This is a genomic window from Enterobacter sp. ECC_219_Taxon_10, assembly GCF_058354905.1.
This window is the reverse complement of sequence record NZ_CM178005.1, coordinates 554299-568102: the sequence shown is the minus strand read 5'-3', so window position 1 is coordinate 568102 and position 13804 is coordinate 554299. Positions and strand designations below refer to the sequence as shown.

Here is a 13804-nt window from a genome sequence, read left to right as displayed (position 1 = left end):
CGACGACGCGCTAAACCCGCGCTAAGTGCCCAAAAAACCAGCGCCCTTTCACTCCAGCTCAGACACCGCCAGACGAATCACCCCCGCCGCCTTCTGCTCCGGCAGCGCCAGCACCTTCGCCCACATCTCCTGCACCATATCGCAGGAGAGCTTCTCTTTGCCCGCCGCCTTCTCCGGCATCTGCAGCAGCTGGATGTCCTCGCCGTACTTATCGGCCAGCGCCTTCATAATCGGCCGCACGTCCTCGACAGCCGCCTCGCGTTCGGCCGGGGTCACGGTGTGGCGTTTTTTGCCGTAGGCCGCGCGCATCATGTCGGCGTCGGCCTGCATGCGCCGCGCCATCAGGTCTTTATCCAGCATGCGCATCGGGTTCACGCCGCCCTTCACCGTCGGGTAGAGGAAGCGGAAGCAGGCGTCGTCGCTCACCTTCTGGATGGCGGCGGTCTGCTCCATGTTGATGGTCATGTAGTTCACCACGTTGGCGTCCGGGGCGTTTTGCAGGCGCGACATCTGCAGATGCAGGATCTGCGGCTGGATGGTGTCGATAATCTGCTGCTCCGGCTCGCCCGCTTTTTGCAGGGCGGCCATCTGGTCGAGAATGCGCTGATGCAGCACAGGCTCCTGCTCCTTAATCACCTGCCAGGCGGGCATCGCGTTAAGGGCGTTATCCATCTGCTGTTCAGGAGCGCGCTGCCTGTCGAAGAACACCCAGAACGCCACGGCGGCGACCGCGACAACAACAATGACCGTACTGATCCACGATTTTTTCATCTCGCATCCTTATCCTTGCGTTATGCCGGTTTACACCGGCACGCCGCTGTGGAAGCGAAACTCGTGGTCCGGTGTCGAGATAAGTGTGGCTTCAATTTCACCAAAAAGCTGTATGCGCGGTGAGATATCGTCGTCGCTCACCTGCTGAGCCAGCGTCAGGTAGTCCTGATAGTGGCGCGCTTCCGAGCGCAGCAGCGAGAGATAGAACTTCTGCAGGTCGTCGTCGAGGAACGGGGCCAGCGCGGCAAAGCGTTCGCAGGAGCGGGCTTCGATGTAGGCGCCGCAGATAAGCTTGTCGATCAGCGTCAGCGGTTCGTGGGTGCGCACTTCCTTCAGCATCCCTTTGGCGTAGCGGCTGGCGGTGATTTTGACGTATGGAATGTCGCGGGCCAGCATCGCCTCGCGCACCTGCCAGAAATGGTGCAGCTCCTCTTTAATCAGCAGCACCATGCTGTCGATAAGCGCCTGGCCCCACGGGTCGTCGGTTTTGGGCATCACGCTTTTGCCAATCTGCCTGTGCAGGGCGATGAAGTCCGGCTCCGGGCCGTCGCGGAAGGTGAACTGTTCGTAGGGTTTGAGCCAGTCGAGCAGCGCGTCGGCACCGCTTTCGTCGGCGACGTATTTGCGCACCAGCAGCAGCGCGGTCTGGGCGGCCTTGAGCTCGCACACCATGTGGTCGGTAAGCAGCAGCGGCAGGTTCGCCGGGTCGCGGGCTTTATCAATCCATGCTTGCGGGGTCGGGCACTGGAGGAAGTTGAGTACGGGGGCGAGTATCTGCGGGTAATCCATGGTTCTGCCTTGAAAAAGCGGTGGCGCGCGCCACCGCCTGAAACGCTTAGTGACGCACGCCGTCGTCGTCTTCGTCGACGTAATCTTCGTCGTCGCCTTCTTCGCCGTCTTCACCGTTCGGATCTTCGAAGTAGGTTCCCCAGCCGTCGTATTCCACGTCAAACTTCTCGGCCAGGTTCATCAGCTGTTCTACCTGCGCGTCGATAAGCTCCGCCTTCAGCGCGCCTTCGCTCAGGATGTCGCAGCAGATGACGGTGTCGCCCTCTTCCACTTCCAGCTCTTCCGGCTCGGTCACTTCGTAACCCAGCTTGAAGGCTTCCACGGCCATTTTTTCCAGCGCGTCGAAATCATCCGCAGAGAAATGGTGCTCGATGGTGTACAGCGCGTCCGGATCGCTACCGTCTTCCAGCAGCTCTTCAATAATCAGACGCGTCTCTTCGCGTTGCTCTTCCAGGTGTTCCGGGTTTGCCATGGCTCAATCCTCTTTAAAGTGCGGCAGATACTTCTATTTTCACACACGGACGGGTTTGCCTCCACCTTTGTTGGAAAGATTTGTGAAACGGGGTTGCAAATGAATAATTACACATATAAAGTGAATTTTAATTCAATAAGTGGCGTTCGCCATGTGAGGATAAAATGTCCGATTTATACAAAAAACACTTTCTGAAACTGCTCGACTTTACCCCTGCACAGTTCACTTCTCTGCTGACCCTTGCCGCACAGCTCAAGGCCGATAAAAAAAATGGCAAGGAAGTACAGAAGCTTACCGGTAAAAACATCGCGCTCATCTTCGAAAAAGACTCGACCCGTACACGTTGCTCTTTCGAAGTTGCCGCATTTGACCAGGGCGCGCGCGTCACCTATTTAGGGCCGAGCGGCAGCCAGATTGGGCATAAAGAGTCAATTAAAGACACCGCGCGCGTGCTCGGGCGGATGTACGACGGCATTCAGTATCGCGGCCACGGCCAGGAAGTGGTCGAAACGCTGGCGCAGTACGCGGGCGTGCCGGTGTGGAACGGGCTGACCAACGAGTTCCACCCGACCCAGCTGCTGGCGGACCTGCTGACCATGCAGGAGCACCTGCCGGGCAAGGCGTTTAACGAGATGACGCTGGTCTACGCGGGCGACGCGCGCAACAACATGGGCAACTCGATGCTGGAAGCGGCGGCGCTGACCGGGCTGGATCTGCGTCTGGTGGCCCCGAAAGCCTGCTGGCCGGAAGAGAGCCTGGTGGCGGAGTGCAGCGCGCTGGCGGAGAAGCACGGCGGGAAGATCACCCTGACCGAAGACGTGGCGGCGGGCGTGAAGGGCGCGGACTTTATCTATACCGACGTGTGGGTGTCGATGGGCGAAGCCAAAGAGAAGTGGGCGGAGCGGATCGCGCTGCTGCGCGGGTATCAGGTGAACGCGCAGATGATGGCGCTGACCGGCAACCCGGACGTGAAGTTCCTGCACTGTCTGCCTGCGTTCCATGACGACCAGACCACGCTCGGCAAGCAGATGGCGAAAGAGTTCGATCTGCACGGCGGGATGGAAGTGACGGACGAGGTGTTTGAGTCGGCGGCAAGCATCGTGTTCGACCAGGCGGAAAACCGGATGCATACGATTAAGGCGGTGATGGTGGCGACGCTTGGGGAGTGATTGGGTCCTCTGCGCGTTGGTGCCCTCACCCCGGCCCTCTCCCACAGGGAGAGGGAGAACATCGGCTCCATTTCATTGATTTTTCACCCCGAAAAAGGTACGTTTTCGCCTTAATTCCAGCGTGGACATGCCAGCATTATGCCGATTATTCAGTCTGTTGAACGTGCGTTGCAGATCCTCGACCTGTTCAACGAGCAGGCCACCGAGCTTAAGATCACCGACATCAGCAAACTGATGGGGCTGAGCAAGAGTACCCTCCACTCGCTGCTGAAAACCCTGCAGCTTCACGGCTATATCGATCAGAACCCGGAGAACGGCAAGTATCGCCTCGGCATGAAGCTGGTCGAGCGCGGCCATTTTGTCGTGGGCTCCATCGATATTCGTCAGAAGGCGAAAGGCTGGCTGACGGAGCTGTCCCAACGTACCGGGCAGACCACCCATCTGGGGATCCTGGACGGGCGTGAAGGGGTCTATATCGAGAAGATTGAAGGCAAGCTGGCCGCCATCGCCTATTCGCGCATCGGCCGCCGTCTGCCGGTTCACGCCACCGCCATTGGCAAGGTGTTGATTGCCTGGCTGGGCGAGGCCGAGCTGAACGCCCTGCTGGAAGGCTATCAGTACACCACCTTTACGCCCGCTACCCTCGCCTCTCGCGAAGCATTAATGACCGCCCTGGCACAGACCCGCGAGCAGGGCTACGCCCTGGACCGCGAAGAGAACGAGCAGGGCGTGCGCTGCGTGGCGGTGCCGGTGTGGAACCACGAGTCCCGCGTCATCGCCGCCCTGAGCCTGTCGACGCTGACCTCACGCGTGGACGACGCCGAGCTGGCCCGCTTCCGCGAGCAGCTTCAGCAGGCCGGACTCGCGCTCTCACGCGCGCTGGGCTACCCGGCCTGAGCCGCTAGACAGGCTCGTAGGTGAAGTAGTCGAAGTCTGCGTGGCAGCCGTCGCCGCTGATGTCCTCGCAGTGCAGCCCCACAAACGCGCCGGTGAAGAAGCCGCGCCCACCGATGTAGTCGTCCGACAGCTTCCACGCCTCATACGTGACTGGCACGGCGTGCCACGTCTCCCCGTCGAACGAATAGCTGTAGCGGTAGACCAGCCTGTCCACGTCCACCCGCAGCCAGACGCTCTCCGCATGTTCCGGCACCGGAATGGGCTGCTCGTGCAGCGGCCACGACGGCACGTTGTGGTCGAGCTGAATAACCTTGATGGTTCTGCCCTGCCCCTCCTCGTAGTCCACAAAGCAGTAGCTCCAGTTTTTGCTGTTGTAGTAGCAGGTCAGCCCCGCGCTCTGCTGGAAGTGGACCGGCGAGAACTGCATCCGCGTCTCCGCCCGGAAGGCGAAGTGCTGCCAGCGGCGCGCCACGGTCGACTGGGTAAAGGTCGAGTTGAGCGAGTCGTTACCGTAGAGCCGTAAGTAGCCCGGGCGCGCGGTGAGCGAGCCGAGGGTGTCGTCGAACGGAATGCGCAGGGTCTGCAGCTCAGGGTCAAGCGTGTTGCCGTCGAAATCGTCCCGCCAGGTGGCCTGAACGGCTGCAGTCTGCTCCTCCACCTGCGGTCCTTTCACGGTCAGCAGCGCGTGCTTGCCGCCTTCCACGTACGGCCAGCCGTCGCGCCATTCAATGCGGGCGATGCCGGTCTCGCGCCCCAGCGGACAGTAGCCGCGTCCGCCGGAGGCCAGCAGCGGCACGCCGGGCAGGCGCAGCGGGCGGCTGGTGAGGTAGGCCATGTACCACTCCCCGGTGTGGGTCTGCAGCAGCGAGCCGTGGCCGCTCTTCTGCAGCGGGTTCTCCGGCAGGTGCCAGCTGGTCATCATCGTTACGTCCGGGTGCAGCTCGTATGGCCCGTCGATATTTTTGGAACGCAGCACCACGACGGCGTGCTCGTAGCTGGTGCCGCCCTCGGCCACCATCAGGTAGTACCATCCCGTGTGGCGATACAGATGAGCGCCTTCGGTGTAGCAGAGCGGCGTGCCGGTAAACAGGGTTTTGCGCTCGGGCGAGAGGGTGCCGGTCTGCGGGTCAAACGCCTGCAACACGATGGTGTTGTGCGGGTTGCTGTGGTGACGCGGCCCCCACGGGCGGTAGATATAGTATTTGCGGCCATCGTCGTCGTGGAACAGGGACGGGTCAAACCCGCCGTTGCCCATCGGGATCGGCTCGCTCCACGGTCCCTCAATCGAGGGCGCGGTAACCAGGAAGTTGCGGCCGTTTTTCCACGGCGAGTCGACAATCTTCACGTCGGTGTAGAGCAGCCAGAATTTGCCGTCGGCGTAGCTCAGGCACGGCGCCCAGATGCCGCCGGAGTCCGGGTTGCCCTTCATGTCCAGCATCGACACGCTGTCCAGCGGGGTGCTGACCAGCGACCAGTTTTTCAGGTCGCGGGAGTGGTAGATGCGCACACCCGGGAACCACTCGAACGTTGAGGTGGCGATGTAGTAGTCCTCGCCCTGGCGGCACAGGGACGGGTCCGGGTTGAAGCCGGTCAGGATTGGGTTAGTGATTTCCATATTGCCTCCGGTTAATGGGATGCGGCTGTCGCGGCGTCGGGAACGGCCTCGCCCTGCGCCGCGCGATGCTTGATCAGCTGCTGGCTGATGGCCTCCACGCGGGCGTCGGTGAGCTTGTAGAACGACAGCATGATGAACATGCCCGCGTAGAGCACCACCGGCACCACGCAGAACAGAATTTTGATGGTGGTCAGCACCTCAACCGGCTGCACGCTGCTGCTGGCGGAATAGTTCACGTACGCCAGGATCCAGCCCACCACCGCCCCGCCAATCGCCAGGCCAATCTTCAGGCTGAACAGGTAGGTGGAGAACACCAGCCCGTCGAGGCGGCGACCGCTGCGGCTCTCCTCGTAATCCACCACGTCAGAGGCCATCAGCCACTGCAGCGGCGTTGTGGTGTTGAAGACGAACAGGAACAGGATGTTGAGGGCAAAAATCAGCGCGATGTGCTCAGCCGGGGTGACGAAAATCAGCAGACTGATCAGCGAGTAGGCGACGATGATCCACTTGAAGGCGGTGACGCGGTCGAAGCGGCCCAGCAGGCGGGAGGAGCAGAGCGAGCCGAACATGGTGGCGAGGCTGCCGTAGAGTAAGAACTGGGTCGCCATCTCCGGGTGATCCATCACGTATTTCACGAAGTAGAGCGTCGCCCCGCCGCGCACCACGTTGGAACAGGTCGCCATCATCTTGAACGCGCACATGATGCGCCACTGGCCGTTGCCCAGCAGCAGCCTGAGATCTTTCGCCACCGACGAACCCGGCTGAACCTCAAAGGTGTAGCGCTCTTTGGTGGTGAAGAAGCAGACGTAGAGCAGCACCACGCCAACAAGCCCCAGCACGCACATGGCGCCGAAATAGCCCACCTGCTCATCCCCCTTGCCGATGATGCTCACCAGCGGCAGCGCGATGCCGCTGATGGCGAGCGAGCCCGCCGCCGCCAGGAAGAAGCGCCAGGACTGCAGGGCGTGACGCTCTTTCGGGTCGGCGGTGATGACGCCCGGCATGGCGCAGTACGGCACGTTAACGAAGGTGTAGACCAGGGTCAGGAGAATGTAGGTCACGCAGGCGTAGATGATTTTGCCCTGCGCGGAGAAGTCCGGCGTGTAGAAGGTCAGCACGCAGACGATGCCGAACGGGATGGCGCCCCACAGCAGGAACGGGCGGAACTGGCCGTGGCGCGTGCGGGTGCGGTCCACCAGCAGCCCCATCAGCGGGTCGGTGACGGCGTCGAGCACGCGGGAGATTAAAAACAGCGTGCCCATAATCCCCGCCGACAGGCCGAAGACGTCGGTGTAGAAGTAGGCCAGCAGAAACATCGTGGCCTGCCAGACGAAGCCGCAGGCGGTGTCACCCAGCCCGTAGCCAATTTTGTCTTTCATGGTTAATTGCGTCATCAGAATTACACCCTTATGTAGTGTGCTGAATTACAACATCGTGTTAATGGAGTGTAATGAGCTGTTCAATTAACCAGCAATGGTCATATCTTATTTCTGAATTACGTTATTTTGCTTTTGTGACGCCGACGATATATCTCAACCTATTGTTTATATTATTAAATAACAGAAATGGAAAAGCCGTCCGCGGAATATTTTCCGCAGACGGTTTTATCTCTGAAAATAATTAAATGCCGAGCGCTTTTTTACCGGCGTTAATTACCTCAATGATTTTATCGGTGTCATAAATACAGCCTTTCCAGGTGCCGCCGCTTACCGACTGCAGCGCCGCCCACAGCCGGGTATCGTCCGGCAAAAAGTCGTGGGCGTGCAGGTCCGGGTGCGTCTGCCGCCGCGCCAGCTCGCGCGCGCCCTCCTCCGGCGTCAGCGGGTTGTGCGCCGTGCCGATGAAGTTCACGCTGCCCGTAAGGGTCAGGCGGTCGACGCCGATCTCGATGATGTCATTATCGCGCAGCTTGCCAATCGGCCCGCCCGCCAGCGCCTCCGGCGACACGTGGCCGAAGCAGGCGCCCGTCGACACGCCCGAGAAGCGCGCATCGGTGATTAACGATACCGTCTTGCCCCACGAAATATGCTTCAGCGCGGAGGTAAGCTGGTAGGTCTCTTCCATGCCGGTGCCGGACGGCCCGCCGCCGATCACCACCATGATATCGCCCTGCGCAATTTCTTCCCGCTTGATGGCCTTGATCGCCTGCTCTTCCGAGACAAACACCCGCGCCCGGCCGGTGTGGCGGTATACGCCATCTTCACCCACCACCGACGGGTCGATCGCCGTGGCCTTGATCACCGACCCTTCCGGCGCGATGTTGCCCGTCGGGAAGCAGACCGTCGAGGTCAGCCCTTTCGCTTTTGCCTTCTCCGGCGGCAGGATCACGTCATCCGGATCCACGCCGTCCTGCTCGCGCAGGCACTGGCGGAAGCGCTCACGGCGCTCGGACGCCTGCCACCAGTCGAGGTTCTCACCCACCGTCTGGCCGGTCACGGTCATGGCGTCCAGATGCAGCAGGCCGAGATCGCGCAGGTGGAGCATGACTTCCGGCACGCCGCCCGCGAGGAAGGCGCGCACGGTCGGGTGATAGTCCGGGCCGTTGGGTAGCACGCTGACCAGGCGCGGCACCCTGCGGTTGACGCGCGTCCAGTGTTCAACGTCCGGGATCGTGCAGCCCGCCGCGTGGGCGATGGCCGGAATGTGCAGCAGTAAATTGGTGGAGCCGCCGAACGCCGCGTGGATCACCATCGCGTTTTCGATGGCTTTATCGGTGAGGATATCGCGCGTGGTAATGCCGCGGTTATCCAGCTCGCTGACCGCGCGCGCCGCCTGACGGGCGATCTCCAGCCACACCGCCTGCCCGGACGGCGCCAGCGCGGAATGCGGCAAAGCCAGGCCCAGCGCCTCCGCGACCACCTGCGAGGTGCCCGCCGTGCCGAGGAACTGACACCCACCGCCCGGCGACGCGCAGGCGCGACAGCCCAGCTCGGCGGCCTCCTGCAATGAGAGTTCGTGGTTGGCGAAGCGCGCGCCGATGGTCTGTACCTTGCCCGCGTCTTCCCCCACGGTCGGCGGCAGCGTCGCCCCGCCCGGCACCAGAATGGTCGGCAGGTCGTGCATCGAGGCCAGCGCAATCATGGTGGCGGGCAGCCCTTTATCGCAGGTTGCCACGCCGATCACCGCCCGCCGCGTGGGCAGGGAGCGGATCAAGCGGCGAAACACGATCGCCGCGTCGTTGCGGTACGGCAGGGAGTCGAACATGCCGTGCGTACCCTGCGAGCGCCCGTCGCACGGATCGCTGACAAAGGCCGCAAACGGGATCCCGCCGCTGCGGGTAATCTCCTTCGCCGCCGCCTGCATCTGCATGCCGATCTCCCAGTGGCCGGTGTGATAGCCCAGCGCGACCGGGCGCCCGTCTCCGGCGCGGATGCCGCCCTGGGTGCCGATGATCAGCACCTCTTTGCCGGTCAGCCTGTTGGCGTCCCAGCCCATCCCGGCGTTCTGCGTCATGCCGAACAGGTTGCCGCTGGGGGATTCCATCAGCATCTGCGGGGTCAGCGGCAGCGCGCCCTGCGGCCCCGCCGCGTGGGTGATCACCGCATAAAACGCGTCGTCCTGTGGGGTGAAAATTTTCTCAATGGTCATCGTTATCGTCCGGCTCAGCAGAGCTTGAGCTGTTGCAGCAGGGTTTTCAGCTGCGCCTTGCGCGGCTCGTCCAGCGGCGATGCGGGCGGCAGCACGTGCGTGGAGATCGGGCGGCCGCAGAGCACAATCGCCTCTTTAATCACGTTCACAAACGGCGTATCCAGCTGATACATCTGCGGTATTTGCAGTAAGGTCTGATGATACTCAGCCGCTTTCGCCACGTCCCCGTCGCGCCACGCTTTCAGAAGATTCACCGACACCTGCGGTGCAAAGTTGCCGCTGGCCGAGATCGCCCCGTCGCCGCCGAGCAGCAGGGTATTAAAGAGGTGATCGTCATAGCCGCAGAGCACGGTGAAGTGCGGATGGGCACCTTTGACGGTATGGATCATGCTGCGCAGGTGGGCGACGGAGTCGATGGTGTCTTTGATGCCGATAATATTGCTGCGCGAGTCGGCGAGTGTTTTCACCAGCGCCGGGGTCAGATCCTGCCCGGTCAGCGCCGGGAAGTTATAGAGCATCACCGGCAGCGTGACGCTGTCCGCCACCTGCTCGAAATAGCGGATCAGGTTCGCTTCCGACACCTTCCAGTAGTAGGGGTTAATCACCACGATGCCGTCCGCGCCCGCCTGCTGCGCGTGCTGGCTGAGCTCAATGGTTTCCCGGGCGTTGGTGCCGCCGGTGCCGATCAGAACCGGCACACGACGATCGACATGATCGATAGCAAAGCGGGCAATGGTTTTACGCTCTTCGGCACCGAGCTGGGAGAACTCGCCGCCGCTGCCCAGGAAGAACAGGCCGTCAACGCCTGCTTTGATCAGATCGTCGATCAGCGCGGCGGTGCCCGGCTTATCGAGCTGACCGTCGGCGGTAAAAATGGTGGAGACAGGGGGAATGATTCCCGTGAACAACGCGGACTGCGGCATGAGATCTCCTTGCTGAATCATTTTGTTCTACATTATAGAACAGCGTTCATTAATTTAACGATCATACTATGACGCAGAAAAAGGAGAGGTAAATGGGAAGGGAAGAGGGAGTGCGGGAAATTTAAGCTGGATCACATATTGCCCCTCACCCCGGCCCTCTCCCCAAAGGGGCGAGGGGGAAAAGATGGCTCGGTGCAGTCCCCTCTCCCCTGTGGGGAGAGGGTTAGGGTGAGGGGTGTGGGGTTACTCCATTAACATCTTAACCACAACTTTCCTGACCTTAGCAGGCGCCCCCACCGCGCACAGCGGCTTATGCACTTCGCCCGGCCAGAACACAACAAAATCCCCTTCGCTCAGCACCACGGTTTTCTCCTGCTCGCCTTCTGGCAGGAACGCGATGTCTTTGTCCGCCAGCCAGTCGGTGTCAGGCGCGCCGTGCGGCAGGGTGCTAAACGTCATCCCTTCCTGACCCTTCATCACGATCTGGATGTCCAGATAGCGCGCGTGGTACTCGGCGCGGCGCTCGGCGAACGGCTGGGTCATGTCCTCTGAGACCAGATAAAATAGGCTGTTGCCGTTGATGTCGTGTTTCCCGAGCGGCGTGGCGTCAGTGACGTGGGCTTTAACGTGCTCAATGGCCTGACGCAGATCGTCAGTCAGCCAGGACTGCAAATGGTGGATGTTGCCGATAATCATGTTTCAACCCTCAATATAAAACAATGTTTCATTTTTATATTTTATACGAGAATCCCCGCTGCCATACCAGCCCTTTTTCGTTGAGATTTGCGCGAGCGCATGTTTATCGGGAATGGTGTTAATTTGCTGTTAATCCTGCTCAGGCATTTATGCAGGGGTTATGCATAACATTGGCAAGTGCATATCGCACGGCTGAACTAACCCTCTGATCATTCAGGTTAATTAACAAAACTCGTTGCCACCTCACACTTTACCGTTCTGATAATGTGCTCAAAAAAGCCATAATTATTTAAGGATTTTTCTTAAGTCAAAAATAGTTAATTACGTGAATTGCATAGCCATTCCTACAGGCATAATTAAGCATTAAAAATCAGCAACATAACGGAATGTATCAAAAGATTAAAATCTACAAAATAATAACAACCTCAAATAATGCAACCGGATCCTGCTTAGTTATTCACCCTTCAATAATATGAAATTAATCATTATCTGATGCGAATCATGCAAATGGAAACAAACTCCTTAATATCCGATTTCGCGTGAGCAGCATCACAATAAGGATTATTTAACTGCCTAGTATGAATCACGAAATCAATTGAGCTTAGCCGCCATGTAATTAAACACAACGCATGGCGCATGCCCTTTTTATTCTGAAAAACAGTTAAAGGAATAATTATGGAAAAGCATTATGTCGGTTCTGAAATTGGTCAATTGCGTAGCGTTATGCTGCACCGCCCAAATTTAAGTCTGAAACGTTTAACGCCATCGAACTGTCAGGAGCTGCTTTTCGATGACGTGCTCTCGGTTGAGCGGGCGGGTGAGGAGCATGATATCTTCGCAAACACGCTGCGCGATCAGGGTGTGGAAGTCCTGCTGTTGACCGACCTTCTGACACAAACCCTTGATATTGCAGAGGCGAAAGCCTGGCTGCTGGATACGCAAATCTCCGACTATCGCCTCGGCCCAACCTTTGCCGGCGACGTACGCGGCTGGCTGGCGGATATGCCGCACCGCGAACTGGCGCGCAGACTGAGCGGCGGATTAACCTACGGTGAAATTCCGGCAGCCATTAAAAATATGGTGGTGGATACCCACACGGCGAATGATTTTATTATGAAGCCGCTGCCGAACCATTTATTTACCCGTGACACCTCGTGCTGGATTTATAACGGCGTCTCTATTAACCCCATGGCCAAACCGGCGCGTCAGCGTGAAACCAATAACCTGCGAGCAATATATCGCTGGCACCCGGCGTTTGCCGACGGCGATTTTATTAAGTATTTCGGCGACGAGAATATTAATTACGACCACGCCACCTTAGAGGGCGGCGACGTATTAGTAATTGGTCGCGGGGCGGTACTGATCGGCATGTCCGAACGCACGACGCCGCAGGGAGTGGAGTTCCTCGCCAACAGCCTGTTCAAACACCGTCAGGCCGAGCGCGTAATCGCCGTTGAGCTGCCCAAACACCGCTCCTGCATGCACCTCGACACCGTGATGACCCACATCGACGTGGACACCTTCTCCGTTTATCCGGAAGTGGTGCGCAAAGACGCCCAGTGCTGGACGCTCACCCCGGACGGACGCGGCGGCCTGCTGCGCACCCAGGAAACCGACCTGCTGCACGCCATCGAGAAAGCGCTCGGCATTAGCCAGGTGCGCCTGATCACCACCGGCGGCGACGCCTTTGAAGCCGAACGCGAGCAGTGGAACGATGCTAACAACGTCCTGACCATCCGCCCGGGCGTGGTAATCGGCTACGAGCGCAACGTCTGGACCAACGAGAAGTACGACAAAGCGGGCATCACCGTGCTGCCCATCCCTGGCGACGAGCTCGGACGCGGCCGCGGCGGCGCTCGCTGCATGAGCTGCCCGCTGGAACGCGACGGAATTTAAAGGAGCCATCATGGAACGAAAACCCACTCTGGTTGTGGCCCTGGGCGGCAACGCGCTGCTCAAGCGCGGCGAGCCGCTGGAAGCGGAGATCCAGCGCCAGAACATCGAGCAGGCCGCCCGCACCATCGCCGGACTGACGGCGCAGTGGCGCGTGGTGCTGGTTCACGGCAACGGCCCGCAGGTCGGGCTGCTGGCGCTGCAGAACAGCGCCTACGACAAAGTGACGCCCTACCCGCTGGACGTTCTCGGCGCCGAAAGCCAGGGAATGATCGGCTACATGCTCCAGCAGGCGCTGAAAAATAATCTGCCGCAGCGCGAGGTGAGCGTCCTGCTCACGCAGGTCGAAGTGGACGCCGCCGACCCGGCCTTCAGCAACCCGACCAAGTACATCGGCCCGGTGTACAGCGAAGCCCAGGCGAAAGCGCTGGCCGCGGAAAAAGGCTGGGTGTTCAAGGCCGACGGGAGCTACGTCCGCCGCGTGGTGCCGTCGCCGCAGCCGAAGCGCATCGTCGAGAGCGACGCCATCACCGCGCTGATTCAGCGCGACCACCTGGTGATCTGCAACGGCGGCGGCGGCGTGCCTGTGGTGGAAAACGCCAACGGCTATCGCGGGATTGAAGCGGTGATCGACAAAGACCTCTCCGCCGCCCTGCTGGCGAGGCAGATCGAGGCCGACGCCCTGCTGATCCTCACCGATGCCGACGCGGTGTACCTCGACTGGGGCAAGCCGACCCAGCGCCCGCTGGCGCAGGTGACGCCGGAGCTGCTCAGAGATATGCAGTTCGACGCCGGATCGATGGGGCCGAAAGTGGCCGCCTGCCGCGAGTTTGTTGAAGCCTGCAACGGCATTGCCGGGATCGGCGCGCTGGCCGACGGCGCGGAGATCCTCGCGGGCGAGAAAGGCACGTTGATTCGTAACTGAGAACACACACACCCCTCACCCTAACCCTCTCCCCAAAGGGGAGAGGGGACGATTACACCCTCTCCC

At 60.2% G+C, this 13804-nt stretch carries 13 protein-coding genes; 5 read left to right on the top strand and 8 right to left on the bottom strand.

From position 1 onward, the window contains the following. Positions 1-48: 48 nt before the first annotated feature. Genes AC4ICF_RS02590 through rraB form a run of 3 tightly spaced genes read right to left on the bottom strand, consistent with a single transcriptional unit; the run spans position 49 to position 2032 of the window. Positions 49-771 carry a topoisomerase II gene (locus tag AC4ICF_RS02590; RefSeq protein WP_316379780.1) on the bottom strand — a complete coding sequence of 241 codons (723 nt, stop codon included), beginning with the start codon at positions 769-771 and terminating at the stop codon, positions 49-51. Positions 772-801: 30 nt separating this feature from the next. Continuing rightward, positions 802-1560 (bottom strand): tRNA isopentenyl-2-thiomethyl-A-37 hydroxylase MiaE, encoded by a 759-nt coding sequence (gene miaE, locus AC4ICF_RS02585; protein ID WP_022646893.1) that lies wholly within the window; start codon positions 1558-1560, stop codon positions 802-804. Positions 1561-1606: 46 nt separating this feature from the next. After that, on the bottom strand, positions 1607-2032 hold the full coding sequence (rraB, locus tag AC4ICF_RS02580) for a ribonuclease E inhibitor RraB (RefSeq protein ID WP_006810300.1): 426 nt from the start codon (positions 2030-2032) through the stop codon (positions 1607-1609). 99 nt (positions 2033-2131) lie between these two features. Between rraB and argL the strand changes: the two genes are divergently transcribed. From argL to xynR, 3 genes are all read left to right on the top strand, one after another. Beyond that, entirely contained in the window at positions 2132-2227 is a 96-nt protein-coding gene (argL, locus tag AC4ICF_RS02575; RefSeq protein ID WP_213375672.1) for a putative translational regulatory protein ArgL, read from the top strand. Next, a complete protein-coding gene (gene argF, locus AC4ICF_RS02570; protein WP_010427327.1) occupies positions 2197-3201 on the top strand; it encodes an ornithine carbamoyltransferase in 1005 nt (334 codons plus the stop codon). The genes argL and argF overlap by 31 nt, the downstream gene beginning before the upstream one ends. Before the next feature lie 138 nt (positions 3202-3339). Next, positions 3340-4098 carry a DNA-binding transcriptional repressor XynR gene (xynR, locus tag AC4ICF_RS02565; protein ID WP_316379781.1) on the top strand — a complete coding sequence of 253 codons (759 nt, stop codon included), beginning with the start codon at positions 3340-3342 and terminating at the stop codon, positions 4096-4098. A gap of 4 nt (positions 4099-4102) precedes the next feature. Here xynR and AC4ICF_RS02560 read toward each other — a convergent pair whose 3' ends face one another. From AC4ICF_RS02560 to AC4ICF_RS02540, 5 genes are all read right to left on the bottom strand, one after another. Beyond that, the gene (locus AC4ICF_RS02560) at positions 4103-5713 is read right to left on the bottom strand and encodes a glycoside hydrolase family 43 protein (RefSeq protein WP_316379782.1); all 1611 of its coding nucleotides are present in this window, start codon (positions 5711-5713) and stop codon (positions 4103-4105) included. Positions 5714-5724: 11 nt separating this feature from the next. After that, complete coding sequence (locus AC4ICF_RS02555) at positions 5725-7107, bottom strand: MFS transporter (protein WP_163330717.1); 1383 nt, start codon at positions 7105-7107, stop codon at positions 5725-5727. Positions 7108-7333: 226 nt separating this feature from the next. Further along, complete coding sequence (gene yagF / locus AC4ICF_RS02550) at positions 7334-9301, bottom strand: xylonate dehydratase YagF (RefSeq protein ID WP_316379783.1); 1968 nt, start codon at positions 9299-9301, stop codon at positions 7334-7336. Positions 9302-9315: 14 nt separating this feature from the next. Beyond that, a complete protein-coding gene (gene yagE, locus AC4ICF_RS02545) occupies positions 9316-10224 on the bottom strand; it encodes a 2-keto-3-deoxygluconate aldolase (RefSeq protein ID WP_116343957.1) in 909 nt (302 codons plus the stop codon). 243 nt (positions 10225-10467) lie between these two features. Further along, positions 10468-10920, bottom strand: coding sequence for a YhcH/YjgK/YiaL family protein (locus AC4ICF_RS02540; protein ID WP_316379784.1), 453 nt, complete (start codon positions 10918-10920; stop codon positions 10468-10470). Between the two features lie 675 nt (positions 10921-11595). On the opposite strand from AC4ICF_RS02540, the gene arcA reads away from it, so the two are divergent. Both arcA and arcC read left to right on the top strand, forming a co-directional pair. Continuing rightward, complete coding sequence (arcA, locus tag AC4ICF_RS02535) at positions 11596-12816, top strand: arginine deiminase (RefSeq protein ID WP_166709959.1); 1221 nt, start codon at positions 11596-11598, stop codon at positions 12814-12816. Positions 12817-12826: 10 nt separating this feature from the next. Next, a complete protein-coding gene (gene arcC / locus AC4ICF_RS02530; RefSeq protein ID WP_116343960.1) occupies positions 12827-13738 on the top strand; it encodes a carbamate kinase in 912 nt (303 codons plus the stop codon). The last annotated feature ends 66 nt before the right edge of the window (positions 13739-13804 follow it).